The 25249-nt window shown below is 64.0% G+C and carries 26 protein-coding genes; 10 read left to right on the top strand and 16 right to left on the bottom strand.

Annotated elements, in window-relative coordinates; genetic code table 11:
- Positions 1 to 14: 14 nt before the first annotated feature.
- Positions 15 to 683 (top strand): GntR family transcriptional regulator, encoded by a 669-nt coding sequence (locus tag ACX80A_RS06935; protein WP_459258956.1) that lies wholly within the window; start codon positions 15 to 17, stop codon positions 681 to 683.
- A gap of 68 nt (positions 684 to 751) precedes the next feature.
- On the opposite strand, the gene ACX80A_RS06930 is transcribed toward ACX80A_RS06935, so the two are convergent.
- Complete coding sequence (locus ACX80A_RS06930) at positions 752 to 2272, bottom strand: flavin-containing monooxygenase (RefSeq protein ID WP_459258955.1); 1521 nt, start codon at positions 2270 to 2272, stop codon at positions 752 to 754.
- 107 nt (positions 2273 to 2379) lie between these two features.
- Between ACX80A_RS06930 and ACX80A_RS06925 the strand changes: the two genes are divergently transcribed.
- On the top strand, positions 2380 to 2697 hold the full coding sequence (locus tag ACX80A_RS06925) for a DUF6457 domain-containing protein (protein ID WP_459258954.1): 318 nt from the start codon (positions 2380 to 2382) through the stop codon (positions 2695 to 2697).
- A gap of 103 nt (positions 2698 to 2800) precedes the next feature.
- Here ACX80A_RS06925 and ACX80A_RS06920 read toward each other — a convergent pair whose 3' ends face one another.
- Positions 2801 to 5140 (bottom strand): FdhF/YdeP family oxidoreductase, encoded by a 2340-nt coding sequence (locus ACX80A_RS06920; RefSeq protein ID WP_459259044.1) that lies wholly within the window; start codon positions 5138 to 5140, stop codon positions 2801 to 2803.
- A 129-nt stretch (positions 5141 to 5269) separates the two neighbouring features.
- Between ACX80A_RS06920 and ACX80A_RS06915 the strand changes: the two genes are divergently transcribed.
- Both ACX80A_RS06915 and ACX80A_RS06910 read left to right on the top strand, forming a co-directional pair.
- Positions 5270 to 6004, top strand: coding sequence for a glutamine amidotransferase (locus ACX80A_RS06915; RefSeq protein ID WP_459258953.1), 735 nt, complete (start codon positions 5270 to 5272; stop codon positions 6002 to 6004).
- Positions 6005 to 6119: 115 nt separating this feature from the next.
- Complete coding sequence (locus ACX80A_RS06910; RefSeq protein ID WP_459258952.1) at positions 6120 to 7346, top strand: glycerophosphodiester phosphodiesterase family protein; 1227 nt, start codon at positions 6120 to 6122, stop codon at positions 7344 to 7346.
- Here the strand turns inward: ACX80A_RS06910 and ACX80A_RS06905 are convergent.
- Genes ACX80A_RS06905 through ACX80A_RS06880 form a run of 6 tightly spaced genes read right to left on the bottom strand, consistent with a single transcriptional unit; the run spans position 7343 to position 12578 of the window.
- On the bottom strand, positions 7343 to 7720 hold the full coding sequence (locus ACX80A_RS06905) for a hypothetical protein (protein WP_459258951.1): 378 nt from the start codon (positions 7718 to 7720) through the stop codon (positions 7343 to 7345). The genes ACX80A_RS06910 and ACX80A_RS06905 overlap by 4 nt on opposite strands.
- A 44-nt stretch (positions 7721 to 7764) precedes the next feature.
- Positions 7765 to 8463 (bottom strand): SDR family NAD(P)-dependent oxidoreductase, encoded by a 699-nt coding sequence (locus ACX80A_RS06900; RefSeq protein ID WP_459258950.1) that lies wholly within the window; start codon positions 8461 to 8463, stop codon positions 7765 to 7767.
- On the bottom strand, positions 8460 to 9224 hold the full coding sequence (locus ACX80A_RS06895; RefSeq protein WP_459258949.1) for an SDR family NAD(P)-dependent oxidoreductase: 765 nt from the start codon (positions 9222 to 9224) through the stop codon (positions 8460 to 8462). The genes ACX80A_RS06900 and ACX80A_RS06895 overlap by 4 nt, the downstream gene beginning before the upstream one ends.
- The gene (locus tag ACX80A_RS06890) at positions 9217 to 10596 is read right to left on the bottom strand and encodes an MFS transporter (protein WP_459258948.1); all 1380 of its coding nucleotides are present in this window, start codon (positions 10594 to 10596) and stop codon (positions 9217 to 9219) included. Before ACX80A_RS06890 ends, ACX80A_RS06895 begins: the two co-directional genes overlap by 8 nt.
- The gene (locus ACX80A_RS06885; RefSeq protein WP_459258947.1) at positions 10593 to 11483 is read right to left on the bottom strand and encodes a polysaccharide deacetylase family protein; all 891 of its coding nucleotides are present in this window, start codon (positions 11481 to 11483) and stop codon (positions 10593 to 10595) included. The genes ACX80A_RS06890 and ACX80A_RS06885 overlap by 4 nt, the downstream gene beginning before the upstream one ends.
- A gap of 3 nt (positions 11484 to 11486) precedes the next feature.
- A complete protein-coding gene (locus tag ACX80A_RS06880; RefSeq protein ID WP_459258946.1) occupies positions 11487 to 12578 on the bottom strand; it encodes an asparaginase in 1092 nt (363 codons plus the stop codon).
- A 239-nt stretch (positions 12579 to 12817) separates the two neighbouring features.
- On the opposite strand from ACX80A_RS06880, the gene ACX80A_RS06875 reads away from it, so the two are divergent.
- Entirely contained in the window at positions 12818 to 13882 is a 1065-nt protein-coding gene (locus ACX80A_RS06875) for a LacI family DNA-binding transcriptional regulator (protein ID WP_459258945.1), read from the top strand.
- Here ACX80A_RS06875 and ACX80A_RS06870 read toward each other — a convergent pair.
- The 5 genes from ACX80A_RS06870 to pxpA form a co-directional block, all read right to left on the bottom strand.
- Positions 13868 to 14848: a 5-oxoprolinase subunit C family protein gene (locus tag ACX80A_RS06870; RefSeq protein WP_459258944.1), complete on the bottom strand. Its 981-nt coding sequence runs from the start codon at positions 14846 to 14848 to the stop codon at positions 13868 to 13870. The two genes, ACX80A_RS06875 and ACX80A_RS06870, sit on opposite strands and share 15 nt — an antisense overlap.
- Positions 14838 to 15740, bottom strand: a complete 903-nt coding sequence (locus tag ACX80A_RS06865; RefSeq protein ID WP_459258943.1) for a 5-oxoprolinase subunit B family protein — start codon at positions 15738 to 15740, stop codon at positions 14838 to 14840. Before ACX80A_RS06865 ends, ACX80A_RS06870 begins: the two co-directional genes overlap by 11 nt.
- The gene (locus tag ACX80A_RS06860; RefSeq protein WP_459258942.1) at positions 15737 to 17098 is read right to left on the bottom strand and encodes an acetyl-CoA carboxylase biotin carboxylase subunit; all 1362 of its coding nucleotides are present in this window, start codon (positions 17096 to 17098) and stop codon (positions 15737 to 15739) included. The genes ACX80A_RS06865 and ACX80A_RS06860 overlap by 4 nt, the downstream gene beginning before the upstream one ends.
- A complete protein-coding gene (locus ACX80A_RS06855) occupies positions 17095 to 17334 on the bottom strand; it encodes an acetyl-CoA carboxylase (RefSeq protein ID WP_459258941.1) in 240 nt (79 codons plus the stop codon). Before ACX80A_RS06855 ends, ACX80A_RS06860 begins: the two co-directional genes overlap by 4 nt.
- A 76-nt stretch (positions 17335 to 17410) precedes the next feature.
- Positions 17411 to 18163, bottom strand: coding sequence for a 5-oxoprolinase subunit PxpA (gene pxpA / locus ACX80A_RS06850; RefSeq protein ID WP_459258940.1), 753 nt, complete (start codon positions 18161 to 18163; stop codon positions 17411 to 17413).
- A gap of 92 nt (positions 18164 to 18255) precedes the next feature.
- Between pxpA and ACX80A_RS06845 the strand changes: the two genes are divergently transcribed.
- The 4 genes from ACX80A_RS06845 to ACX80A_RS06830 all read left to right on the top strand — a co-directional run bounded on the left by ACX80A_RS06845 (position 18256) and on the right by ACX80A_RS06830 (position 22145).
- Entirely contained in the window at positions 18256 to 19740 is a 1485-nt protein-coding gene (locus ACX80A_RS06845; protein WP_459258939.1) for a PucR family transcriptional regulator, read from the top strand.
- 36 nt (positions 19741 to 19776) lie between these two features.
- Positions 19777 to 20715, top strand: coding sequence for an acetamidase/formamidase family protein (locus ACX80A_RS06840; protein WP_459258938.1), 939 nt, complete (start codon positions 19777 to 19779; stop codon positions 20713 to 20715).
- A gap of 90 nt (positions 20716 to 20805) precedes the next feature.
- A complete protein-coding gene (locus ACX80A_RS06835; RefSeq protein ID WP_459258937.1) occupies positions 20806 to 21849 on the top strand; it encodes an iron-containing redox enzyme family protein in 1044 nt (347 codons plus the stop codon).
- Positions 21846 to 22145 (top strand): CDGSH iron-sulfur domain-containing protein, encoded by a 300-nt coding sequence (locus ACX80A_RS06830; protein WP_459258936.1) that lies wholly within the window; start codon positions 21846 to 21848, stop codon positions 22143 to 22145. Before ACX80A_RS06835 ends, ACX80A_RS06830 begins: the two co-directional genes overlap by 4 nt.
- On the opposite strand, the gene ACX80A_RS06825 is transcribed toward ACX80A_RS06830, so the two are convergent.
- On the bottom strand, positions 22142 to 22693 hold the full coding sequence (locus ACX80A_RS06825; RefSeq protein WP_459258935.1) for a GNAT family N-acetyltransferase: 552 nt from the start codon (positions 22691 to 22693) through the stop codon (positions 22142 to 22144). The two genes, ACX80A_RS06830 and ACX80A_RS06825, sit on opposite strands and share 4 nt — an antisense overlap.
- A 125-nt stretch (positions 22694 to 22818) precedes the next feature.
- Positions 22819 to 23907, bottom strand: coding sequence for an alkene reductase (locus ACX80A_RS06820; protein ID WP_459258934.1), 1089 nt, complete (start codon positions 23905 to 23907; stop codon positions 22819 to 22821).
- A gap of 105 nt (positions 23908 to 24012) precedes the next feature.
- Here ACX80A_RS06820 and ACX80A_RS06815 point away from each other — a divergent pair, with 105 nt between their 5' ends.
- The gene (locus ACX80A_RS06815) at positions 24013 to 24345 is read left to right on the top strand and encodes an ArsR/SmtB family transcription factor (RefSeq protein ID WP_459258933.1); all 333 of its coding nucleotides are present in this window, start codon (positions 24013 to 24015) and stop codon (positions 24343 to 24345) included.
- Between the two features lie 53 nt (positions 24346 to 24398).
- Here the strand turns inward: ACX80A_RS06815 and ACX80A_RS06810 are convergent, their stop codons facing one another.
- On the bottom strand, positions 24399 to 25229 hold the full coding sequence (locus ACX80A_RS06810) for an HNH endonuclease (RefSeq protein ID WP_459258932.1): 831 nt from the start codon (positions 25227 to 25229) through the stop codon (positions 24399 to 24401).
- Positions 25230 to 25249 lie beyond the last annotated feature (20 nt).

Here is a 25249-nt window from a genome sequence, read left to right as displayed (position 1 = left end):
TGAACCGGTTGAAAGTGTCTGATCCGGCAGATTCGACGGGACGCGTCGACGGCGCTGTTGTCTTCCGTGTTTTGCGCAGCGAGATTCTGGCGGGAGTTCATCCCCCCGGGACACCACTGCGTGAGGTGGGGCTCTCTGAGCGCTTTGGCGTCTCGCGGACCCCCATCCGCGAGGCACTTAGCCGACTGCAGCACGAGCGGCTCCTTGAACGTGCTGCGCGTGGCCTTCAGGTGCCCAAGATTGACCCGCAGGAGGTTATCCAGATTTACGACCTGCGGGTCATGCTCGAGCAGGAAGCCGCCGGGCAGGCGTCCAGCAGCAGGACGGCCTCGGACATTATGCGCCTTGAGGCACTGGTTGAGCGGGACCGGGAACTCGATTCCCCGGATGACCAGACCCGGATCCGCTGCAACGTCGAATTCCATGCGGCTGTCAGTACGGCCGCGCACAACCGGGTGTTGCAGGACCTGCTGGAACGGCTCTCCACCCACCTCATCAACACGCCTCGGTCGACCCTGTCCGTCGGCAACCGGTGGGAAGATGCGCTGGACGAGCATGAGGCGCTGGTGAGGGCCATCATCGATCAGCGGGCCGAAGACGCCCGGCAGATCGCGAGGCAGCACATGGAAACGGCACGTGCCCTGCGGCTGGCGCTGTTGAAGTCCGCGGCGAAGACAGTGTAGCGGCCGGCTTCCGAGCCAAAAAAGTGGTGCACCTGCAGCTTCGCTGTGGGGCAACCACTTTCCTGCGGCTAGGCCACTTTCCTGGGCATGGGAACCGGCGGTGAAGCCCGGACCGGCACGCTGGCTGTCATAGGGTCGAACGCCATGTGGGCCCTCACATTACCGAGCAGCACCGCGGGAACATCCAGCAGGTAGTTGGTGCCGAGGACCCACGGCCTACCCGTGCCCTGCCCATGGAACAACCCCGCGGAACGCTGCACATACCCCGAGGACAGATCCAGCAGCGGCCGCCGCGTCATGGCGGCCTCCGGCACCGGGACCGCCACCGCATGTCCGCGCCGATCCATGAACTTCAGCAGCCGGCACACGTATCGCGAACTGAGGTCCGAGCGGAGAGTCCAGGACGCGTTCGTGTACCCCACGCAGTAGCCGAGATTCGGGACTCCGGCCACCAACACGCCCCGGTACACCCACGCGTCGGCCAGATCGACCCGAACCTCGTCAACGCTCACAACGGCTCCGCCGAGGGGCTGCAGGGCCAGCCCGGTGGCGGTCACGACGACGTCGGCGGCGAGTTCCCGACCCGACTCCAGCCGGACCCCGCCCGGGGTGAACCGGTCGATTCGATCGGTGATCACAGACGCTTTCCCCGACGTCAGTGCCCGGTAGAAGTCGCCGTCCGGAGCAACACAGAGCCGTTGATCCCACGGGTTGTAAGCCGGGGTGAAATGCTCGACGATCGGTTCCTCGTCGCCCAGGATGGACCGGGCCTGGCGGCGGAGGAACGCCTTCGCCACCCCGGGCGCCCGCTTGCACAACTGGTAGAACGCCTGGGAGTAGAGCACATTGCGGGACCGAGCCAGCCGGTGTGCGGCTCCGGCCGGGAGGAGCATCCGGGCGGCATCCGCGAACCGGTCGCGGCGCGGTATGGACACCACGTAGGACGGTGACCGCTGGACCATGGTGACGTGCGCTGCGTCGGGGGCCAGCGCCGGGATCAGGGTGATGGCGGTGGCTCCGCTGCCGATTACCACCACCCGTTTACCGGTGTAATTGAAGTCTTCCGGCCAGGATTGTGGGTGGACAACCTTACCGGTGAAGTCCTCCAGCCCAGGGAACTCGGGCTGGTAGCCGTGGCTGTAGTTGTAATAGCCGGTGCAGGCGTAAAGGAATGAGCAGGTGACGGTCCGGCAATGGGTGCCACCGCCGTCGGTGGTCTCCAGGTGCAGGGTCCAGCGTGAGGTCGTGGAGGAGAAATCGGCGCTGACCAGTCGGGTGTTGAAGCGGATGTGGGTGGTCACCCCGGCCTCCTCGGCCGTGTCCTGCAGGTAGCTGAGAATGGAGGAGCCGTCCGCGATGGCGTCCCGGCCGGTCCAGGGGCGCCACGGGTAGCTGAGGGTGAACATGTCCGAGTCGGACCGAATGCCCGGATACTTGAATAGGTCCCAGGTACCGCCGATCGCTCCGCGCGCCTCAAATAAGGCGAATGTCTTGCCCGGACATTCGGTCCGCAGCCGGTGGGCTGCACCGACCCCCGAGATGCCCGCTCCGATGATCGCGACGTCAAGGTGCTCGATGGGAGAGGGCATGAGTCCATTATTGGGCACCTCCCACTCGGCAGGCCAACGTTGTGGAATGCGGGAACAGATGCTAATCCTTGAGGGGACAGTACTTCCCACAATAATTGGAGTCACCCATGACAGGCATCGACGATGAACTGCGCACCCTCAGCGAATGGAGCCGTCAGCTGACCCAGGCCCTGCAGATTCTCGACCTGGAGGTGGATCACGAGCGGATCGCGGAGGTTGCCCGACAGACGTCCGACACGGTTTCCCCATCCGCCGGAGCGATCAGTGCGTTCCTCATCGGCTACGCTGCCGGCACCGCAGATACCAGCGGACGTAAAGGGGCAGACGACGCGGTGCAGTCAGCGGCCGACGTCGTCATGCAGGTACACGCCAAGGGGCTGGAAGACGGCCCGGATGCCAACGGCTGGACCAAGACCGCCCAGTAACAGCGGGTATCAGCCCGGCCCGTCACCAAAAAAGTGGCTCGGCCGCGGAAAAGTGGTTGCCAAACCACGATCCTGCGTCCGAGCCACTTTTCTGGGTAGCGAGCTAGGAAATTGAAGCCTTAGCAGCAGCCGCTGATTCGGTAGCATCGCCCTTTGCCGGTTCCAGCCGGACGATTACCGCCTTGGAGACGGGTGTGTTGCTGCCCTCGGCCAGCTCCTCCAGCGGAACCAGCACGTTCGCCTCCGGATAGTAGGCAGCCGCACAGCCCTTGGCGCTGGGGTAAGACACCACCCGGAAGTTCCGGAGTACCCGTTCCCGGCCATCCTGGTATTCACCGCGCACGTCAACGTATTGACCGTCAGCGAATCCCAGCTCGGCTAGATCATCAGGATTGACGAACACCACGTGGCGACCCTTCTTGATACCGCGGTACCGGTCGTTGTGACCGTAGATCGTAGTGTTGAACTGGTCGTGAGAGCGCAGCGTCTGCAGGATGAGGGTGCCTGCGGGCCGCTCGACGGCCTGTAGATCATTTACCGTGATGATCGCCTTGCCGGTGGGGGTGCTGAAGGTCCGCGAATCGCGTGGTCCGTTGGGCAGCACGAACCCGCCTTCCCGGCGAACCTTCTGGTTGTAGTCTTCGCACCCGTCGACGACGTGCGAAATATGCTCGCGGATGACGTCGTAGTTGTCCTCGAACCCGGCCCAGTCCACGTTCACCTTGTCACCGAGCACAGCACGCGCGAGACGGCTGACGATGGCGACCTCGGAGAGCAGGTTTGGCGCCACAGGATTCACGGTGCCGTGCGAGGGGTGTACGGCACACACTGTGTCCTCGACGGTGACGAACTGTGGGCCATTGGCCTGCATGTCGATCTCAGAACGGCCCATGGTTGGGAAAATGAGCGCCTCTTTGCCGATCACGGCGTGTGACCGGTTCAGCTTGGTGGAGATCTGCACGGTCATGTCCGTGGCCTGCATGGCCTCCTCGGCGGCGTGCGTGTCCGAGATGGCTGCCACCAGATTGCCGCCGAGAGCGACGAAGACCTTGATGTCACCGTCGCGCATCTGGCGGATGGTTTCCACTGCGTCAGTGCCATGGTCCCGGGGTGGGTCGAAACCGAACTCATTTTCCAGTGCGTCGAGGAACGACGGCGGCATCTGTTCCCAGATGCCCATGGTGCGGTCTCCCTGGACGTTGCTGTGCCCACGAATAGGTGATGCGCCCGCGCCCGGCTTGCCGATGTTCCCGCGCAGCAGGAGCAGGTTGATGATCTCCTTGATGGTGGCCACGCCCTTCTTCTGCTGCGTGATGCCCATCGCCCAGGTGATGATGACCTTGTCGGCCTTGAGGTAGCGTGCAGCCAACTCGTCGATCTCTTCGACAGTCAGACCGGTCGCCTCCAGGACAGCGCCCTCATCCAACTGGGTCAGGCTGACCTTGAGATCGTCGAGACCCTGGGTGTGCTTCTCCAGGAAGTCGTGATCCAGGACAGTTCCCGGATTCTCGGCTTCGGCGTCGAGGACTCGACGACAGATAGCCTGCATCAGAGCCATATCGCCGCCGATGCGGATCTGCATGAACTGGTCGGCAATTTCCGTGCCACGGCCAAGGATTCCCTTGACCTCCTGCGGGTTCTTATATCGCTTGAGGCCTGCCTCGGGAAGCGGGTTGATTGCAACAATCTCGGCGCCGTTCTCCTTGGCGTGCTCCAGTGCGGTCAGCATCCGGGGGTGATTGGTGCCCGGGTTCTGGCCCATGATGATGATCAGGTCGGCTTTGGCGAAGTCGTCGTAAGCAACCGTCGCCTTGCCGATACCAATGGTCTGGCCCATCGCCCAGCCGGACGATTCGTGGCACATGTTGGAACAGTCGGGCAGGTTGTTGGTTCCGAAAGCCCTGACAAACAACTGGTAGGCGAACGCAGCTTCGTTTGACGCGCGACCGCTGGTGTAGAACGCCGACTGATGAGGGGTCTCAAGAGCGTTAAGTTTGTCGGCAACCAGTGAGAACGCCTTCTCCCAGCTCACCGGGTGGTAGTGGTCGCTGTCTGCCGGTTTGTAAACGGGCTCGGTCAGGCGCCCCTGCATGCCCAACCAGTATTCGCTTCTGGTCAGCAGATCGGTCACTGAATGCTCGGCCCAAAATTCGGATGAAACTACGACGGGCGTTGCTTCCCACGTGACGGCCTTCGCGCCGTTCTCGCAGAATTCAAAGTTGCTACGCTTACCCGGATCCGGCCAGGCACAACTCATGCAGTCGAAACCGTCCTTCTGGTTCAGCGCCAGCAGGGTTTTCCGGGTCCGGTTGGGACCCATGTGTTTGATTGCGGGTTGCATGGAGTGCAAAACACCCGGGACACCCGCCGCCCATTCCTTGGGCTTGGTGACCTCAATTTCACTCTCGTCGGCTTCTTCTACGTGCGGATTCTTGCGGACCATTTTCCACTTCTCTTTCATGCCGTCTATACCCCAGACTTAGCAGTCAAGGCTGCGTACCGCAAGGCCGGAGCGGTGTCGCGGTCCGAATATTGTTCGGAATGAGGCATCCGAGGGCAGTAGTCTCGACAGGTGAAACCGTTTCTGCTGATAGCCACCCGTGCCGAGAATGATGCCGCCGACGGCGAATACCGGGCGTTCCAGCGCTTCGGCGGCCTTGAACCGGATCAGCTGCACCGCGTCCGGGCCGAATCCGGCCCGATTCCGCACATCGACCCTGAGCTCTACTCCGGAATCATCGTGGGCGGCAGCCCTTTCAACTCTTCAGACGCCGAGGAGCTCAAGTCCGGCGTGCAGCGTCGGGTGGAACGCGAGATCGGCGAGCTGCTCGACCGGGTCGTCGCTGCCGACTTCCCATTTCTTGGCGCCTGCTATGGAGTTGGAACGCTCGGCCGACATCAGGGAGCGCTGATTGACAGGACCTTCACTGAACCGATCGGGCCGACGGCAATCACCGTGACGAACGCGGGCGCCGTCGACCCACTGCTGGCGGGGCTGCCGCCGTCGTTCGATGCCTTCGTTGGCCACAAGGAAGCGTGCACCACCCTGCCGCCGGGGGCGGTGCTGCTGGCCTCGTCGGCCAGCTGCCCGGTCCAGATGTTCCGCATCCGCACCAACCTGTATGCCACCCAGTTCCATCCCGAGCTCGACGTCGATGGGCTGGTGCAGCGGATCGACGTCTACCGCAATGCAGGGTACTTCCCGCCGGAAGAGGCGGAAGATTACATGGCCCGGGCCCGGTCCTCCCTGGTGGAGTGGCCGTCGACGATCCTACGGAACTTCGTGACCCGGTACGCGGCGGAGTAGCCCGCGGCGAGCTTTCACGTTCCGTTTACCCGGTATTGATGTCTGGGATACCCTGATGCGGCAGCGTCGGTGGAGGAGGGGATCACGCCCCTCCACGACGAAGGGAACATCTTCTATGGCATCCCGTTTAGCCAAGACCCTCACGAGTACAGCCGCCGCAGCGGTAGGCCTCACCCTCATTGCAGCGCCCGGCGCTTCAGCGCAGGCTCCCGGACAGGCCCCCGGACAGGACGAGGCATCGCCCATCCTTATCGGACACCGTGGCGCCGCCGGAACCGCGCCGGAAAACACTGTTGCCGCGTTTAAGGACGGGCGCAAATCCGGCGCTGACTTCTTCGAAATTGACGTGCAACTCAGTTCCGACGGCGTTCCGTTTCTTTTTCACGACAATACTCCGGCGCGCACTACCAACGTCGAGGAAGTCTTCCCGGACCGCGCCACCGATCCGATTACTTCGTTCACCTGGGCCGAGCTGCAGCAACTCGACGCCGGGTCCTACTTCGACGACCAGTTCGCCGGTGAACGGATTCCGCACCTCGACGACGCCGCGAAGGTCGCCACCACCCAAACCGGCGTGTACATCGAGATCAAGTCGCCGGTAAATTCGCCGGGCATCGAGCAGCTGGTTGCCGACGAACTACGCACGGATAAGACCTGGCAGCGACTCGTCGCTGCCGACAAGGTTCAGGTTCTGGGCTTTGATGAGGCTTCCAACCGCACGTTCGCCGAGCTTGCCCCGGAAATTGAACTGCAGCAGCTCGCCGGGGTTGTGCCAGGTCCGGCAGCGCTGGAATCCTGGGCGACCTTCGCCGACTCGGTGGGAACCAACTACCGCGTCCTGACCCCGCAGAATGTCAGCGACGTCAAGGCGGCGGGTCTGGTGCTCGGCGTGTACACCGTGAACTCGCCAGAAGCGGTCCAGGCGTCCATCGATCTGGGCGTCGACGCGGTCACCACGGATTTCCCCATCCAGAACGCCCGGTACCTTCAGGGTGCACCGGTGTTTCCAGGCAGCGGCGTGGAGATTGTCGACTCGGTGAACAACCCAGCGGGCGATGACGTACAGCCCGAGACCGGCGAGCATGTCCTGCTGCGCAACACCAGCACCAAGGATATTGACGTGAGCGGTTATCTTCTCCGGGATGCTGCCAACAACATCCTCACCGTGGGTGAGGGGTACACGCTCGCGCCGGGTGCTGAACTGCGGGTCTACACCGGTCCCGGAACCAATACCCCGGAGGCCTACTACAACGGTGGGACGGCTTCGTTGCTGAACAACGGCGGCGAATCGTTGGGTCTGTGGACTCCACAGGACAAGCTGCAGGACGTTTTCGCCAACTAGTCGGCGCTGACCTCAGCGTAAAGCTGGGTATGTGTGTCGCCCAGCCGGAGCCCGGCCCTGACGACGCTCAGTGCGACTCCAGTTTCAGTTGAAGCGTAGACCTGTAATCGATGTTGTAGCTTCTTCCAGTGCGGCAGCGCGGCCGGGTCCTTCAGGATGGTCGACCACACGGCGGTGACCGTTGTGCATTGAATGACGGTGCCGGTCTTCCCTCGGACCAGCCAGGTATCCCCGGCAGCTTGCACGGTGGGGATACCTGGCAGGCCGTCGCAGAGGGAGTTGATGGTCTGCGCGGCGATCAGCCGGTGACGAAGGGTGCTGACCGGACCGAGCACCTCATCGGCAGCGACCGTCCGTCCACAGACGCCACACATTTACTTGCAACACCTTTTGTCAGTGAAAACTCGACTGGTGAGAATCACTGCATCACGTCGCCGGAGTTGGGTCCGAGCGTTTGCCCGACGAAGAGGTTTCCGCCGGGGTCGCTGGCGAGGAGCAAGGCTACGGGGGCGACCTCGGCCGGTATGCCGAAGCGTCCCAGGGGAAGTTCCTTCCGTTTGGCGGCCTTCCAGTCTTCGGAGATTCCCTCCACCAGCGGTGTTTCGATCGGTCCCGGAGCTATGCAGTTGACCAGCACGTTGTCACCAGCCACTTCCAGGGCGAGGGATTTGGTCATGCCGATGACGCCCGCCTTAGCCGCACTGTAGTGACTGAGTCCGGTGCCGCCCTTGATGCCCAGCTGGGACGAGATGTTGATGATCCGTCCCCACTTGTTCGCCCGCATGTCGGCAACTACCTCGCGGCAGCAGAGGAAGACCCCAGTCAGGTCGACCGTGATGGTCTCCTGCCATCGGGCCAGAGACATGTCCTGGAGCGGTGATTCGGTGAGCAGTCCCGCGCTGTTGACCAGGATGTCGATCCTGCCCAGTTGTGCCCGCGCTGCGGCAAACCCGGCCACCACGCTTGCCTCGTCTCCCACATCGACGGTGATCGAGTGGGGCGAGGGCGTCCGGTCCAGTACCACCACCGGGGAACCGCCCTCCCGGAAAGCATCGGCGATTGCCGCGCCGATGCCGCTTCCACCACCGGTGACGACTACTGTCCGCGCGGCGCTCATGCCTTCATCTTGACCGTGAGGCCGCCGTCGACAATCAGCGACTGCCCGGTCACATAGGCGGCATCGGCCGAGGTGAGGAACCCGATCACGCTGGCTACCTCCTCCGGCCGGCCAACGCGACCCCAAGGGATGTCCTGGCCCGCGCGTTCCAGGCCGTCAGGTCCCAGCGAGTTCACGGGATCCAGGGACTGCGGAGTTTCGATCAATCCGGGAATGACGACGTTGGCCCGGATCCGGCGGGGACCCAGCTCGACGGCGATACTCCTGACCAGTCCGAGAATCCCCGCTTTGGCTGCGGCGTAGTGTGCGTGCTCCTCCCAGCCGTAGACGCCACCCGCGATGGACGAGACGGCGACCATCGCGCCGCCGTCGCCCATCCGGGTGGAGCCGGCGCGGAGGGTCCGCAGCACACCGGTCAGATCGACGTCGAGCATGTCGTTCCAGCGAGAGTCGGTGAGCTCATCCAGGGGTGCATTGCGCAGGACCCCGGCGTTGGCCACCGCGTAGTCCAGGCGCCCAAACTCGTTGAGCGCCCGGTCTGCGAAGGTCTCCACCGACTCGGTGTTCCTGACGTCCACTTCCTGGATAACGGCCTGGCCGCCAGCCTGCACGACCCGGTGGAAGGTTTCCTCCGGGTCGTGCGGATCGCCGGGGAACGTACCGATGACCGAGCGGACTCCGCGCTGCGCGTAGTGGACGGCGAGAGCACGTCCAATACCGCTGGCGGCGCCGGTAATGATGGCAACCGGAGACTCAGACACTCGGGTCCTCCAGCAGCTCCTTGGGGATGGGCTTCGCCATGATCATCAGCAGTCCTGAAACAAAGGTGCCGAGGGCCCCGACCCACAGCGCTGCTGCTGTGGTTCCGACCGACGCTGTGACGATGGTGAACAACGCTCCGCCGATGATGATGCCCGGCTGGCTCATGGCGCCGATGAACGCGAGTCCGGTTGCCCGGCAGCTGACGGGGTAGCACTCGGCCATGAAGTACTGGATGGCTGCGTATGGTCCCACCAGGAAGAAGAGGCCGACGCCGTAGCTGAGAATGATGAGGAAAGGGGTCGAAGCGATGGGGCTGAGCATCACGGAGAAGGACAATCCGGAGATAATCCACCCGAAGATGATCGTCTTTTTACGCCCGATCACGTCGCCGAACCAGCCGTGGAAAACGTAGCCGAAGTAGGCCAGTGCGTTGATGACGATCAGCATCCAGAAGGCGTCGGACAGTTCCACTCCGCGAGAGTTCACCAGCACCGAGGATCCCAGAATGCTGAAGACCATGATGCCGAAGAAGTTCACAATCCAGGCCAGGGAGAAGACGATGGTGTTGCGTCGCAGCTGTGGTTCCCAGATGCGCTTCAGGGGCGCTGTGGAGGAGTGCTGGACACCGAACGAGGCTGCCAAAGCATGTGCTTCGTCAACCTTGCCGGACTTTTCCAGCTGAGTCAGCTTCTCGTGCAACTCGAACTGGGGAGTTTCCTTGAGCTTTTTGGAAATGACCCAGACGATGATGGCAGCAGGAATGGCCGCCATGATGTAAAGGGCACGCCAGCCCAGTGTTGGCAGGAAGGCGAAGGCGAGAGCTGCGGCGAGCAGGAAGCCCAGCGGCCAGCCACCCTGGACGAAGGAGTAGTAGAAGCCTGGGCGCTTGCGCTTCTTCTCATCCTCGGTGACCTGGAAGACCTCGTTCATGTAGGTCGCATTGACCGCTTGCTCCGAGAATCCCAACCCTCCGAAGGAACGGACAAAGACGAGCAGGGAATTGCTTAGAAGGCCGAGACCTGCAGGGATCATTGCCGTAACGCCGGAGACGACGGCAGTGCCGCCGACCGTCAACATCATCCCTTTGCGACGCCCAAGCCGGTCAATGACAGGACCAATACCAAAGCAGACGATCGCGGTGCCGACGGCAATCCAGGTGTTGACCGCATAGGCTTCCGGCTCGGTCCAACCGAATTCTTCCTGCATGGCGGGAAGCAGGGTGCCGAACAAACCGAAGTCGAAAATGGCAATAGTCCACGCGAGCAGTGCGAGGACCATCGCGGTATTGGTGTTCTTTTTGCTGAAAACGGGCAGCGCGCGTTTTTCGTCAGGGGTGGGCGTGGACAGGTCAATTAGTGCCGGAGCCTTCATGAGTTGGCTTCCTTTCTGGGATTGTCGGACAGGAACTTGTCGGCGATCTGGTCGAAGGTCCGCCAGGTAACGCCGTCGTGCGAGTTGAAGTGCTGGATGAGGCGCTCGAGCATGAGCAGGACCTGGGGGCGTCCCGAGACATCGGGGTGGATAGTCATGGTGAAGACGGCATCGTCCATCTCCTGATAAACCCAGTCGAACTGGTCCTTCCACATCTGCTCGATATCACGGGGATTGACGAATCCGTGAGAGTTGGGGGCTGCCTTGATGAACATCATCGGAGGCAGATCGTCGAGGTACCAGTTGGCGGGGATCTCCACCAGGTCCGTTTCGTGGCCGCGGACCAGTGGTTTCATCCACGCCTCGGCTGGCTTGCTGTAGTCGATCTTCGTCCAGCTATCGCCGACCCGGACGTAGTACGGCTCGAAGTCGTTGTGCATCAGGGAGTGGTCGTACTTGATGCCCCGCTCGAGCAAAATCTCGTTCGTGATCGTTGAGAACTCCCACCACGGCGCCACGTATCCGGTGGGGCGCTTCCCGGAGACCTGTTCAATCAGTTCGATCGACCGGTCGAGGATGGCTGTTTCCTGCTCACGGGTCATCGCGATCGGGTTTTCGTGGGAGTAGCCGTGAACCCCGATCTCGTGACCGGCCTCCACCACCATCCGGGTCAGCTCCGGGAAGGTTTCCAGGGAGTGCCCCGGGATGAACCAGGTGGAGGGAAGGTTGTACTTTTCAAAAAGCCGAAGGAGGCGGGGACCTCCCACCTCGCCGCTGAACAGCCCGCGCGAGATGTCGCAGGGGGAGTCCTCGCCGCCGTAGGAGCCGAGCATGCCAGCAACGGCGTCGACGTCTACGCCGAATGCAATCTGAATGTTCTTTGTCATGGGTCAGCCTTTCGATGGGGTCAAAGCGGTCAGGGTGTCGCTCTCCTGCGGGACCAGAAGGCCCCGAAGGTGGAAATGGTGTTCGATGTGGGGACGGGTCAGCCCGAGGCTGAGGAGCAGTTGCAGCAGGATCCGCGCCTGCGCCGGCCGAAGGAAGCCGGACGGGATCGCCCCCGCGGCGAGGAGATCCTTTCCGCCGCCGGTGCCGTAGACCGGCACCACAGGCCCGGCAGGCACTCGCGTACTGGTGACGACGACGGCGCCTGCGGCCGTCGCATCCGCCACCGCAGTGCACATGACGGGGTTGGCGTTGCCGATCCCGGTGGCCTCCAACACGATGCCTGCCGCGCCCGCTGCCAGTGCGGCCTCGATCATCACCGCATCTGCGCCGGGGTAGGAGGCGACGACGTCGGTTCGGGGGAAACCGACGTCGTCGCCGGATTGGGGGGCGGGCTGGGGCAGGGGGTCGAAGCGTGCCGGGCGGGTGCCCATCCACACGTCCCCGGCATCGGTGACGCGGCCAGCCGGGGTGCTGTCGGGGCTGTCGAAGGCCGCGTGGGCGGTGGTGTGGACCTTCCGCACGCCCGCCGAATGAAAGATCTTCCCGGCGAAGCTGACGAGGGCGCCCCGGCCGCCTGCTTCTGGGCAAGCAGCGACCGCGATGGCCCGCCGCAGGTTATCCGGGCCATCGGGGGTGGGGTGATCGGCGGCCAACTGGGCACCGGTAAAGACCACGGGCCGCCAGTCGTCATGGAGCAGATCGGCCAGATAGGAGGTCTCCTCGGTGGTGTCGGTTCCGTGAGTGACGACGACGCCGACCACCAGCGGATCGCCCAGCGCAGCCTTGACCGCCGAACAAATTTCCAGCATGTCCGGGAAGGTGAGCCGGTAGGAGCCCTTACGCATCACATCGACCACCCTGACCGGGATGGATCCGTAACCGGAACTTTCCAGTAGCGCCTCGCCCGAGTCCTCAGCGACGGTAGCGCCACCGGCGTCGGGGGAGTTGCGGGAGGCAATGGTGCCACCGGTGGCTAGCAGTACCACGTAGTGATCCTCACCAGCGTTCATGGTCACCTCCATTTCGTTTGACACGCATTCACCCAATCGTTTGGGTAGGTGCCAGTCCAAGCCCGGATCAGATCCTGCGTCCGGTGTTGATCGCCACCACACAGTTGACGTGAATGCCCTGTTGGTCCTGCAACCCAATCGTTTGGGTTGCGCTGAGGAAAAGACTAGGATGTGATCTGGATCTCGTCAAGGGGTCGGCCAAAAGTTTTCGCGTCTGAAACAATCGGTCAAGCATGCACGGGCCGGACGAAGGGGGGAGCTTCATGGAGGCAGCAGGATCAAGCCGTGCGCCGATCACGCTGAAGGACCTGGCCAGCGAGCTGGGCATTCACCCCTCGACGGTGTCCCGGGTGCTGCACTCGACCTCGGATGTTGCCCGTGGTGCTGCGTCGTCCGCCACAGCCCAGAAGGTGAGAGACCTTGCCCGCGAACGCGGCTACTCGCCGGACCCCCAGGCGAAGAGTCTCAGGACCCGCCGCACCCGGGCCCTCGGGGTGATCGTGCCACGGCTCTCCGACCTTGTGCTGGCCACCATGTATGAGGGCATCGAGGAAGCGGCGGCCGAAAGCAACTACTCCACGTTTGTGATGAATTCGCATGACAGTACCGACGAGCAGCGACGCAAAGCCGAAATCATGCTGGCCCGCCGCGTGGACGGGCTCATCCTCGGCGACGTTCACGTCGGCAGCGACCTGTTACCGGACCTCCGTGCCCGGCAGATCCCGTTCGTGCTGATGAACCGCCGCCACCCTGGGTTCCCGTCGGCGACCTGTGACGACGTCGTTGGTGGCGAGCTGGTGGCCGATCACCTTTGGCGGGCGGGTCACCGCCGTGTCTCCCTCATCGCTGGAGAGCCTTACGCGAGCACAGCACTCGACCGCACCGCCGGCTTCCGGCAGCGCTGGCAGGATCTTGGCGGGGAGCTTCCGGACAGCTCGGTGATCTGGTCACGCTTCGACACCGAGGGTGGCAGGGAGGCCGCGGAAACCATTGTCGCGCGGTCCGGCCCGGCGCCGACAGCTGTCTTTGCGGTCAACGACTTCGCGGCGATCGGCGCCATGGGAACCTTCCGTGCCCACGGGCTGACCGTGGGCACGGACATTGCCGTCGTCGGCTTCAACGACACCTCACTCGCGCCGCAGCTTCCCATCCCGCTGTCCTCGGTGCGCTCGCCAATGTTCCAGATTGGCCGTCAGGCGATGCTGATGCTGCGGCGGGTCATTAACGGCGAGCGAGTCGAGTCGGTCAGGATGACCCCCGAGCTCTTCGTCCGTGAAAGCAGCGCTGCGTTCCCCCTCGACGTCTCGCAGCGTTCACTGGGCAGCTGACCCCCAGATTCGTGACCGGAGTGCCTTACCCTCTGCGCGAGCCGCGAGGGCTTCCTCCATGGTGACCGGCGTGAAAGTGGTCTGGGTGCCGGGAGCGCTCCGCGCCAGTAGATCCATGTCAGAGCTGATGACGGTGGCCACCATGGCGTACCCCCCGCCGGAGACGGCGTCGCGGTGGAGCACGATGGGTTCCTTGCCGCCGGGAATCTGGATGGAGCCGATCGCGTAGCCGGCGTCGACAATGTTTGACGGGTCGGATCCCGCACCGAACGGCTGGACCCGGGGCTTCCAGGAGACGGACGGGCCGGCGTACCGCAGCCCCGTCCTGTCGGCGACGGGCGTCAGTTTCCACGTGGCGCTGAATAGTGTGGCGAGTCCTTCCTCGGTCAGCCGGTGGTCGTAAAGGCCGGGCAGGACCCTGACCGTGATCTCCTTGGCGAAGGTTGGCCTGAGGGATTCGTCGATGAAGTCCGCAGCCGACGCATGGCGCTCAGACCCGGCTGTCCCGACGTCGAGGGTGTCGCCTGCTGCGAGGGTGCGCCCCTGGAATCCGCCCATGGCGCCCAACGCGTAGGTGGAACGGCTGCCCAGCACCACCGGGACGTCGATTCCTCCCTGGACGGCAATGTAGTAGCGGGTTCCGGCGCGAATCATCCCGAAGGACACCTCGTCGCCTGCGACCAGCTCAAGCCGGGACCACTGCTCCCTGGGCGTCCCGTTGACCAGTACGTCCACTGGGGCCCCAGCGACGGCGATGACGGCGTCGGCATCAGTGGTGAACCGGGGGCCGATGTAGGTGCACTCCAGAACTGCCTCCGCTGGCGTGTTGCCGGCGAGGGCGTTGGCCATTTCCGCCGACAGTTGGTCCATTGACCCGCCCTGGGGGATGCCGACGTGGTAGTAGCCGGGACGGCCCGTGTCCTGGACCGTCGTGGCAAGCCCGGGCTCAGTGATCTTAATGGCCATTGAGGTGCTCCATGATTTCCTGGTTGTAGTCGGTGGGATGGGTGAGGGCCCGCTCAAGGTCGAACACCACGGGCGCCTGCCGGTACGTGAAGGTGCCGTCGGTCACCTGCTGCTGGATGTGCCGGTATTCGCTTTCGTCCACCGGTTTGAACTTCACAATGTCTCCGGGTTTGAAAAAGATCATGAAGTCCTCGAAGTCGGCCAGGCGCTGGGCAGGGTCGAAGATCGGGGCCGCGGCGATTCCGAACATCTGGTATCCGCCGGCGCCGCGGACCGAGTAGATGCAGGCGAAACAGCCGCCGTGGCCTACGGTCAGGGCAGGAGTATCGGTGCGGGGACTCAGGTACTTGGGTACTTCGAGCTGCTGGTTCTGCGGCACAATCTGGAACATGAACGGCAGGCCGGCTACGAAACCGACCATCGACACCAGCCACGGAGACTCGTGATGGCGACTGATGAACTCGGCGGGTGACGACAGATTGTTCTCCTCGGCCGCGAAATCGAGGTCGTTGCCTTCCGGGCGCTGGTGTCCGGAGCGAAAACGGGCACCGGTCTCCCGCGTGTATGGATCGTCGTACCAGACGGGCACCTCGATGATGCGGGTCTGGAGGGTGTGCTGCGACATCTGCGACACCTCGGCCTCGACGCCTCGGACCGCTTCCTCAAGAGTGGTGGGCGGGAGGTCGTCCGGGTTGAAGCGGATCAGCAGTGACGCGTTGGCTGGGCAGATGTCAGTGATCCCGGACAGGTGGCGGGATCCCAGCGCCGCAGCCATCGCGTTGGCTTTGAAGTTGGCGGCAAGGCTCATTCCCTCGGCAATTTCGACGAACAGAAACTCGTCGCCTCCCCAGGTGTAGCGGGCCGCGTCCAGATGCAGGGCTGTGTCGCTCATGCACTCGCTCCTAACAGGTCAGGTGTTGTTTCGATGAATTTAGAGTGGTGCTCGACGGCGGCCACTTCGCTCCGGGCGAGGACGGCTTTCAGCAGGGGAAGAGTGGTCTTCACCCCGGAGATGAGGACCTCGCTGAGCGCTCCAGCCGACCGGGCCATCGCCTGCTCCCGGCTGGAATCCCAGACGATGAGCTTGGCCAGCAAAGAGTCGTAGAACGGCGCCACAGCTGATCCTGCGACCACCCCTGAGTCGATGCGGACGCCCGGCCCACCCGGCCATTGGAGTCGCTCCAGGGTGCCCGGGCTGGGCATGAACCCGTTCTCGGGATCCTCGGCATTGATCCGGAATTCGAAGGCGTGGCCACTGAAACTGACGTCCTCCTGCACCAGGCGGAGTGCGCCGTCACGCGCCACCAGGATCTGCTCACGGATCAGGTCCAGGCCGGTGATCATCTCCGTCACGGGATGCTCCACCTGCAAACGGGTGTTCATCTCAATGAACGCTGCCTCCTGGGAGTCAGGGTTGTAGAGGAATTCGACCGTGCCGAGCCCACTGTAGTTGCATTGGCGGCCGAGCTCGATTGAGGAGGCCAGGATGGTTGCCCGGACGTCCTCCGGCAGTCCGGGGGCCGGGGCTTCCTCGACAATCTTCTGCTGGCGCCGCTGCAAGGAGCAGTCCCGGTCACCCAAATGGATGACCCGCTCGCCGTCGCCGATGATTTGTACTTCGACGTGCCGGGCACGGTGGACAAACTGTTCGAGGTACACGGTGGAGTCCCCGAATGCGGCCTGGGCTTCGGCTTGGGCGATTTCCACCGTTGACAGGAGGTCCGGTGCTGCGGTGACGAGGCGGATGCCCCTCCCGCCGCCGCCGGCGGAGGCTTTGACCACGAGGGGATAGCCCACCTTTTCGGCGATCCCCAGGGTGTCGCTGTCGGGCGTGAGTGCGCCGTCGCTGCCGCGCAGGGTGGGAACGCCCGCATCCCTGGCCGCCTGCCGGGCGCGGGACTTATTACCCATGAGCTCAATGGCATCGGCGGGCGGCCCGATCCAGGTGAGCCCCCGATCGACGACGGCCTTCGCGAAACCGGCGTTCTCGGAGAGGAAACCGTAGCCGGGGTGCAGGGAGTCACACCCGGTGGCTGTCGCCGCCTCAAGGACTGCTTCAGTGTTGAGGTAACTCTTTCCAGCCGGGGCCGGACCGATGACGTGGACCTCATCGGCCAGGTGCGCGGCGTAGGAGTCTTTATCCGGCTCGCTGGCTGCCAGTACCGTCTTGATACCCAGCTCGCGGGCCGCACGGATAATCCGGACGGCAATTTCGCCGCGGTTCGCGACCAGCAGCTTCTCCACGGTCATCCCTCGGTCACCGTCGCAATGACGTCGCCGGGGTTGACGGTCCCCGAGTCCTCGATGGCGAAGCTTTCAAGAATCCCCGAGACGTCACTGCGCACTTCGGAGAACTGCTTCATGATTTCCACGACACCGACCGTCTGGCCGGCCTCGATCCGATCTCCAGCGGTGGCGTAGGGCTCCTTGTCGGGGCCGGGCTTGCGGTAAAAGATGCCGGGAAGCGGGGAAATGATGTCGGTCATGGGTGGCCTTTCAGGGCTCTGTTTGGGACTGTCCCAGGGGGTGGTGGATCTGGTGGAACGTTGAAACCTTGATGCGCTACTCGGCGAGGGCGGCGCGCACGGCGGCGGCGACGTCGGGGGAGTTGGGTGCGTCCGAGTGCACGCAGATGCTTTGGAACTCGATCTGCAGTTCGGTGCCGTCTGCTGCCTCGACGACGCCGTCCGCCAATGCGCGGCGTACCCGCGCTGCGGCCTTGGCGGGGTCGGTGGGTTCGGGCCGACGCTGGATCAACAGTTGGCCAACAGGTCCGTAGTTGAGGTCCACGTACAGTTCGCTGACGAATTGCACACCCAGCTGGTCGCAGACCGTCTGGTGTTCGGTGGCGGCCAGACCGTAGAACGGCACGTCATAGAGGGCTGCGACCTTGGCCGCAGCGGTCATCAGGGAGCGGTCCCGGGACAACATGCCGTACAGCGACCCGTGGGGTTTGATGTGGTTCAGGGTGGCGCCGGCGGCGGTGAGGAAGGATTGCAGCGCCCCCACCTGGTACAGCAGGATGTTCTCCACCTCGTCGGGGGTCAGCTTCATCTCGCGACGGCCAAAGCCGACGAGGTCCGGCAACCCCGGGTGGGCGCCGATGCCAAGTCCGCGCTCGGTGGCCGCGGACACGGTTGCCGCCATGGTGTCGGGATCCCCGGCATGGAATCCACACGCCACATTGATGACATCGACGGTGTCCATCAGGGCGAGGTCATTGCCGAAGGAGTGCAAGCCCAGGGATTCACCCATATCCGAATTCAGGGTGGGGGCTGGCTTGCTGGTGGCGCGGGTCACAGCTGGCGAAGTCATGCGCTTCACACTAGTGCCGCTACTACGGCCGTTATAGTGGACCTCTGCCCTCGAATAAACCCGTTCGATGGGCATCTGCACAGGTGGGCCCGATGATTGTTGCTGATCTGCTAGCCGAGGACACTCTGCAACTCCGGCTGCATACCCCCAGTTCGCGTGACCGGCTGGCCCGGGAAATCAGCTGGTGCGCCCCCGCGGAAACTATCGATCCCACACCGTTCCTGAGCCGCAACGTCCTCCTGCTGACTAATGGAATTGGCTTGAACATCGAGGACGACCGCACCTGGTCGGCGTACGTGGAACGGCTGGTCTCCGTCCAGGTAGCCGCGGTCGCGTTTGGTACCGGATTCGCCCACCGCCTGGTCCCGCCGGGGCTGGTGCGCGCAGCCGCGGACCACGATCTACCCCTACTGGAGATTCCCCGGTCTGTACCCTTCCTGCAGGTGCATCGCCATGTCACCAATGTGTTGCAGTCCGAGCGCTTCACGGCGATCACCCGGTCCTGGGAGATCGCCCAGACCTGCGCCGGGCTCGCATCATCGGGTGCCGGGCTCTCCGTCATCCTGGATGCGGCTGCTGTGGCGGTCAGGGGCGAGGTGGCGATCGTCGACGCCGTCGGTGCAGTGATCGCCAGGTCACCGGAGCGGTCAACGTGGAGCCAGGAGGACCTGGAGTTGGCAGCATCGGCAGGGATGGACGCCACAGTGCCGCTGCCGATGGGGACCGGAGACTCCTTCCAACTCGTAGTGCGGGATGCCGAGGTGGAGCACCCGATTTCCACCGTGCTGGCGCCCGTTGCATCGATCATCGCTGTGCAGTTGCAGACCGCGCTGCTGACGACCACGTCCAAACAGTCGGAGCTTATGACGCTGCTCGACCAGGTGTCCGACTGGAACGGAGTGGCCCTGGAGCAGTTTGCCAGCACAGTACGGTCCACCGGGCTTCTCGGTGACGAGGCAACGATTGTCATCGCCCTCAGCACGGGCTACGGCACACTGTCGGATGCCTGGAAGACCCGGCTGATGCTGCAGTCAGTGTTCGACGTCGTCAGGGTCCAGGTGCGCAGCGGCACGCTGTTCGCGTTCGCCCAGCAACCGCGGAAGGGGAGCGGGGCGGACCCGGCGGCTCCCGAGTCGCTCCTCGGTTGGTTCGTCGACGAGATGCCCGACCAGGCTGTGGTGCTCAAGGGGCCCTGCGCGAGTACCGATGAGCTACGGCTCGGCGTCTACCAATCGCAGGAATTGCTGGCGACCGTGACCAGGCCAACGATTGCGCCCGAGCTGGGCATCAGCGCTCTGATCGCTTCAACCGCCACCCAAGGTGCGCGGGCAGGCGCGCACAAGCTGTTGGCTCCGGTGATCGCCTACGATGCCACCCATACGCTGGGCCTGCTCGACACCCTTGAATGCTTCCTGGCCCACGACGCGCAACCTTCCCGGGCCGCGGCGAGCCTTTACATCCATCGGAACACCCTGAGCCAGCGGATCGGCAAACTCGAAGGACTGTTGAAGCTGTCCCTGTCCACCCTGGAGGGGCAGGCGACCTGCCTGCTGGCGCTGCGGATCCTCAGGGGCTGACATTGCGCTCCCGCCGGAACATCGTAGGCTGACCCCATGACCATTCCCTTCCTTGAGCCCAGCCAGGCCACGGCCACCCAGGTGTTCTCCCGTGATTCCTCACCTGTACTCACGGTCAACCCCGGTGACTCAGTGCGGATCCGCTCGCTCGACGCGTGGGGCCATCTGGAACGCCAGACCGTCCCCGGCGAAGACAAGCCGCAACTTTTCACCGAACGGAAGGGCCACTGCCTGACCGGTCCTATCGCTGTGGCGGGCGCGAAACCGGGTGACATGCTGGCTGTCACCTTCGTCTCTGTCACACCCGATCCGTGGGGCTTCACCAACGCGGGCCGCAAGGATGACGCGTTCACCCGGCTGCTCGACGTCGACGGCGGGGTCCCGCAATGGTTGTTGTGGGACATCGACGTGGAGCAGGGAACGGCGACCAACCAGCTGGGACAGAGCGTGGCGCTCAACCCGTTCCTCGGCGTCGTCGGCGTACCGCCGGACCGCCCCGGCGACTTCGCCACCACCCCGCCGCGCGCCGACGGCGGCGGCAACATCGATTGCAAGGAACTGACCGTTGGGTCCACCCTGTTCCTGCCGGTGACCGTGCCCAATGCACTGCTCAGCGTCGGCGACGGGCATGCGGTGCAGGGCGACGGCGAAGTGGGCGGCACCGCGATCGAGTGTGGGATGACCTCCGAGCTGGTGCTCGACGTCGTTGTGGATGCCCCGCTGCAGACCATCCACGCGATCACGCCGACGGCGAGAATCACCTTCGGCTTCAACGCCGACCTCAACCTCGCGACGGCTGAAGCGCTCAAGGCGATGCTCACCTGGATGCAGGACCTTTACGGCATGGGGCGCACCCACGCGCTCGCCCTGGCGAGCACCGTGGTAGACCTGCGGATCACGCAGATTGCCAACGAAACCTGGGGCGTGCACGCGGTGCTCCGCCACGACGCGGTGCTGGGGTCGGCGGAGGTCTGACCGACCCGGCGAAGCGAACCGGTCAAATAGCAAGTATGCTGAGGACTAGTTCTGTCCAGTGTTTGGCTGCCCAATGATAGGGGTCCCGTCATGAAACAACCTCAGCCTCGCGGCCCAGTGAGCACGCTGCTCCTGGACATGCTGAATGACCCGGAACGTAGCACCTCCGATTCCGTCAACCCCGCTGACGATCTTGCCGCGGCCGTGCAGGACGCCATCGCGGTGACCCTCGATCTGGCCTTTGACGAAGATCTCCAGCTGACCCTGTTCTGCCTGTTTGAGCTGCATTACAGCGGCATCGACGGCACGGGCGGCGAATGGGAGTGGGACCCTGACCTGATTGCCGTCCGGCGGCAGCTTGAGCGTGCCTACGAAGCGCAGTTGCGTTCCGCCGTGACCCTTCCGGAGCTGCCGGAGACCACCAGCGCCGGCGTCGCCGCGGGCCTGTTTGAGCTGACGGGTGCGGACGGCGGTCCGAGCATGTCCCGGTATGTGGCCAAGCAAGCGACCGGGGATCAGGTCGGCGAGTTTCTGATCCAGAAGTCCATCTACACGCTCAAGGAAGCCGACCCGCACACGTGGGCCATTCCGCGCCTCACCGGTCGGGCCAAGGCAGCCCTGGTCGAGATCCAGGCTGACGAGTATGGCGGTGGGTCGCCCACCCGGATGCACTCGGCCCTCTACGCCCAGTCGATGCGGGAAGCGGGGCTCGACGACCGCTACGGTAACTACATTGATTCAGTTCCAGCGATTACGTTGGCGTCGTCGAACCTGATGTCGATGTTCGGCCTCAACCGTCGCCTCCGCGGCGCGATTGTCGGTCACCTGGCGTCTTACGAAATGACCTCCTCGCAGGCGAACCGGATGTACGCGCGGGGTTTCAGGCGCCTCGGATTCAGTGATGCGACCGCCGCCTACTTCGACGAACATGTGGAGGCCGACGCCGTCCACGAGCAGATCGCTGGCAGGGACCTCGCGGGCGGGTTGATTGAGGCGGAACCGGAGCTGCTTGAGGACGTGTTCTTTGGTGCCGCGGCAGCGATGATAGTTGACACCTGGATGACCGAGCAGATCCTTGATGCCTGGAATGCCGGCACGTCATCGCTTCGCTCATTGGCTCCGGTCACAGCATGAGCGCCGATCCAGGCGACGACGTGGGCGCTCCAGGGGATAGCGCCGCCGGCGTAGCCCCCGCCGATATGCCTACTGCCGACGCTGCGGTGTCGACCGGACCGCGCCAGACCATTGTCGCCTTCCCCGATGGGCCCTTGCTGGTCCGCGGAGATTTCGACATTGTCGACCCGGACGGTAATCAGTTGCGCCGTAGCCGCAAAACCGTTGCCCTCTGCCGGTGCGGGGCTTCGGTGATCAAGCCTTACTGCGACGGCAGCCACAAGCTGATCGGGTTCAGGACCGAACCCGAAAGCTAGCTCCGCTCAGAGAGTTCCAGTTCGAGGATGAAGTCGTTCTCGACGCCGGCGCCCAGGCGGAAGGTTTTCACGCCCACCCTGGTGAAGCCGTGCTTTTCGTAGAACCGAACGGCGCGATGGTTCTCGTCATTGGTACCTAGCCACACCGCTGCTGCGCCCTTTTCGGCCGCCACTTCAAGCGTCGCCTGCATCAGTGTGGCGGCCTGTCCACGCCCGTGATGGTCAGGGTGGACATAGAACTTGCTGAGCTCGATGGTAGGAAACATCGAGAGGGATGACCGCACCCCAGCGTCGGCGGGGTCGCCCTCGATGAGCATGCTGTACGCGGCAAGGCGGTCGCCGTCGCGCAGGCACAGCAAGGTTTTACCCGGATCTGCGAGGTGCTCGAGGAACCGGGTCGGCGAGAGTTCGGTCGCGATGTGGTGCTCAATGTCCTCGGGCCGCGAGGAGGCAGGGCAGGCGAGCGGGAACGTGACGGCGGCCAGCCCGGCGAGCCGCTCGGCGTCGTCGGCGGTTGCCTGATCAGTATGGAGATTCACGGGATCCATGATTCCACGCCCGGTACGCAGTCGCGTCCCGGGCAACTGTGATGGCGCATTGTGACGGCTTGGATCCCGCCCACGCCTGCCTAGCGCCGCGCAGGTGCGACGGGAGGCAGGCGTGGCGGGTGCGGCTAGGAGGTGGTGACGAGGGTGGGGTAGTCGATGTAGCCCACCTCGGTGCCACCGTAGAAGGTGCTGCCATCGGCCTCGTTGAGCGGGGCATCGGTGGCGAGCCGCTCCACGAAGTCGGGATTGGCGATAAACATGCGGCCGAATGCAATGAGGTCTGCGCCCCGTGCCAGCCACTGGTCGGCGCGTTCCTTGTCGGCGGCGTCCTGGTTCTGGACCAGAGGGGACGGATTGACGATGAGCGTTCCCTTCCACAGCGCCAGAATGCGCTCGTTGACCTCGTCCTCGCGGGCTTCGATGATGTGAAGGTATGCGGGGCCGAGCGGTACCAGCTGCTCGAGGAGTGAGGTGTACGTTTCGAGGACGTCATCCTCGGAAATGTCGTTAAAGTCGTTGCCGGGGGAAAGTCGGAAGCCGACCCGCTCGGCGCCGATGGCCTCAACGACTGCCTCCATCACTTCGACGAGGAAACGGGTGCGTGCCACCGGTGAGCCGCCGTATTCGTCGGTGCGCTGGTTGGTGCTGCTCGCGAGGAACTGGTGGGGAAGGTAACCATTCGCGCCGTGGATTTCGACGCCGTCGAACCCGGCGTCGACGGCGAGGCGGGCAGCCGTGGCGTAATCGGCAATGGTGTCGGTAATCTCCTGCAGCGTCATGGCTTGGGGGACAACGAAGTCCTGCATGCCGTCGGCGGTGAAGACCTGACCGGCGGGGAGTACGGCAGATGGTGCCAGCGGGGTCTGGCCGTTGGGCTGCAGGCTGGGGTGGCCGATGCGGCCGGTGTGCATGATCTGGGCGAAGATCTTGCCGCCTTCGGCATGCACGGCGTCAGTGACGGAGCGCCAGCCGGCAACCTGCTCAGTGGTGTGCAGACCGGGGGTGAAGGGATAACCCTGGCCCTGGGCGTTGGGCTGCGTGCCCTCGGAAACGATGAGACCGGCTGACGCCCGCTGAGCGTAGTAGGTGGCCATCATATCGGTGGGGACGCCGTCGTCGTCGGCCCGGGAGCGGGTCATCGGCGCCATGACGGTGCGGTTGGAGAGCTGTAGACCCCCGACGGATGCGGTGTCAAAAAGTGTGGTGTCAGCCATAGCGATGCCTATCGGTCGATTGGTTGGTACGATAATAAACGTACAACGATGGAAGCCTTAGTACAACTTTTGTCGTACTAGATGTCCATTCGAAGGAGCCCAGCCATGAGTGCAGAACCCCTCCCGCGGCAGGTGGGGCACCCGCTGGTTGAGGAGCTCCGGCTCACAGAGGTGTTGCAGGCGCTCTCGGATCCGCTTCGGCTGAATATTGTGGCTACGCTGGCGGAATCCGGAGCTGAGTTGTCGTGCAGCGCTTTTCACCTTCCGGTTACTAAGTCGACCAGCACACACCACTTCCGGGTGCTCCGTGAAGCCGGCATCGTGCGGCAGCGGTACGAGGGCACTGCTCGAATGAATAGCCTGCGTAAGGAAGATCTGGATGCGGTTTTCCCGGGGCTGCTGGCCTCTGTTCTCGCCTCGGCAGGTCGGAAAGAATAAAGCCTCGATCCTTCCCGAGGGTCGGGGTCAGCCCCGAAAGCGGGTAACAAGCGTCAGCTGGGTCCCAGAATCCGGCGGGCGTCCGCCTGCGCCCGCAACTCCGCCGGGCTGACAATGGACCCCTCCAGATGCACCGATTCGCGGATCAGCCGTCGAAGCTCGGCCGGCGAAAACGGGTGAGGCGTCCGACGGTGCGCCATCGTGTGGCAGTTGGGGCACAACGGAACCAGATCGGTGACCGGATCCAGCACATAGTCGGCGGTGAGCTGGGCTTCCGGCACAATATGGTGTACCTGGATGAAGCCGCGCCCGAACTCGCCGTAGGTCGCCTCGAAGTTGAATCCGCACGCGGAACAGCCGGTCCCGTGGTGGGCAACGCAGAGCCTGCGCGCCTCCGGGTCGCGCTCGTAGCGGTTCACCGAGGTCCGCGTCAGTGCGCTTGTGGGCAGGGTGCCGGGGGTGGGGTTTACGGGATCGGTGTCCGACGACGGCACGTGGTCGGCCCATACGGCGCGCAACAGCTGTTCATCGGTCGCGTCGAGTCGGATTCCGGTAGTTAGCAGGGTGTCCCACGCGAGACTCGGCACCCGGCTGAGCAGCATTGGTTCGGGGATGTGTTCACCACGGGGGAGAAGCAGGTCGACGTCGACGGTCAGGGAGGCGCCGTCGTCGGCTGACATGGTGACTATCCCATGACCGAGGAGACCGCGTTCGGTGGTGCCCTGCAGGACGATCCACGCCTCGGCGCATGGGATCGCTGCGGAGGAGACAGGCCACGCGACGGTGGCGAACCCGGTGATGCGCAGGGTGTCGAGGATCGAGGTGTAGGGGAACTGCCACCCGTCGCGCCGATCCGGATCCCAGCCGAGGACGATTGCCGTCATGGCACTCATTGTGTCACTGG

The organism is Arthrobacter sp. TMN-50, from assembly GCF_054511125.1.
This window is presented reverse-complemented; position numbering and strand designations above follow the sequence as displayed.

Excerpts from the sequence above, each read along its gene's own strand:
- ACX80A_RS06810 (WP_459258932.1), bottom strand. The coding sequence starts at position 25,229 with ATGACGGCAATCGTCCTCGGCTGGGATCCGGATCGGCGCGACGGGTGG.
- ACX80A_RS06910 (WP_459258952.1), top strand. The coding sequence starts at position 6,120 with ATGGCATCCCGTTTAGCCAAGACCCTCACGAGTACAGCCGCCGCAGCG.
- ACX80A_RS06875 (WP_459258945.1), top strand. The coding sequence starts at position 12,818 with ATGGAGGCAGCAGGATCAAGCCGTGCGCCGATCACGCTGAAGGACCTG.
- ACX80A_RS06900 (WP_459258950.1), bottom strand. The coding sequence starts at position 8,463 with ATGAGCGCCGCGCGGACAGTAGTCGTCACCGGTGGTGGAAGCGGCATC.
- ACX80A_RS06830 (WP_459258936.1), top strand. The coding sequence starts at position 21,846 with ATGAGCGCCGATCCAGGCGACGACGTGGGCGCTCCAGGGGATAGCGCC.
- ACX80A_RS06905 (WP_459258951.1), bottom strand. The coding sequence starts at position 7,720 with ATGTGTGGCGTCTGTGGACGGACGGTCGCTGCCGATGAGGTGCTCGGT.
- ACX80A_RS06835 (WP_459258937.1), top strand. The coding sequence starts at position 20,806 with ATGAAACAACCTCAGCCTCGCGGCCCAGTGAGCACGCTGCTCCTGGAC.
- ACX80A_RS06890 (WP_459258948.1), bottom strand. The coding sequence starts at position 10,596 with ATGAAGGCTCCGGCACTAATTGACCTGTCCACGCCCACCCCTGACGAA.
- ACX80A_RS06865 (WP_459258943.1), bottom strand. The coding sequence starts at position 15,740 with ATGAGCGACACAGCCCTGCATCTGGACGCGGCCCGCTACACCTGGGGA.
- ACX80A_RS06815 (WP_459258933.1), top strand. The coding sequence starts at position 24,013 with ATGAGTGCAGAACCCCTCCCGCGGCAGGTGGGGCACCCGCTGGTTGAG.
- ACX80A_RS06845 (WP_459258939.1), top strand. The coding sequence starts at position 18,256 with ATGATTGTTGCTGATCTGCTAGCCGAGGACACTCTGCAACTCCGGCTG.
- ACX80A_RS06885 (WP_459258947.1), bottom strand. The coding sequence starts at position 11,483 with ATGACAAAGAACATTCAGATTGCATTCGGCGTAGACGTCGACGCCGTT.
- ACX80A_RS06860 (WP_459258942.1), bottom strand. The coding sequence starts at position 17,098 with ATGACCGTGGAGAAGCTGCTGGTCGCGAACCGCGGCGAAATTGCCGTC.
- ACX80A_RS06820 (WP_459258934.1), bottom strand. The coding sequence starts at position 23,907 with ATGGCTGACACCACACTTTTTGACACCGCATCCGTCGGGGGTCTACAG.
- ACX80A_RS06825 (WP_459258935.1), bottom strand. The coding sequence starts at position 22,693 with ATGGATCCCGTGAATCTCCATACTGATCAGGCAACCGCCGACGACGCC.
- ACX80A_RS06920 (WP_459259044.1), bottom strand. The coding sequence starts at position 5,140 with ATGGTCCGCAAGAATCCGCACGTAGAAGAAGCCGACGAGAGTGAAATT.
- pxpA (WP_459258940.1), bottom strand. The coding sequence starts at position 18,163 with ATGACTTCGCCAGCTGTGACCCGCGCCACCAGCAAGCCAGCCCCCACC.
- ACX80A_RS06930 (WP_459258955.1), bottom strand. The coding sequence starts at position 2,272 with ATGCCCTCTCCCATCGAGCACCTTGACGTCGCGATCATCGGAGCGGGC.
- ACX80A_RS06855 (WP_459258941.1), bottom strand. The coding sequence starts at position 17,334 with ATGACCGACATCATTTCCCCGCTTCCCGGCATCTTTTACCGCAAGCCC.
- ACX80A_RS06925 (WP_459258954.1), top strand. The coding sequence starts at position 2,380 with ATGACAGGCATCGACGATGAACTGCGCACCCTCAGCGAATGGAGCCGT.
- ACX80A_RS06840 (WP_459258938.1), top strand. The coding sequence starts at position 19,777 with ATGACCATTCCCTTCCTTGAGCCCAGCCAGGCCACGGCCACCCAGGTG.
- ACX80A_RS06870 (WP_459258944.1), bottom strand. The coding sequence starts at position 14,848 with ATGGCCATTAAGATCACTGAGCCCGGGCTTGCCACGACGGTCCAGGAC.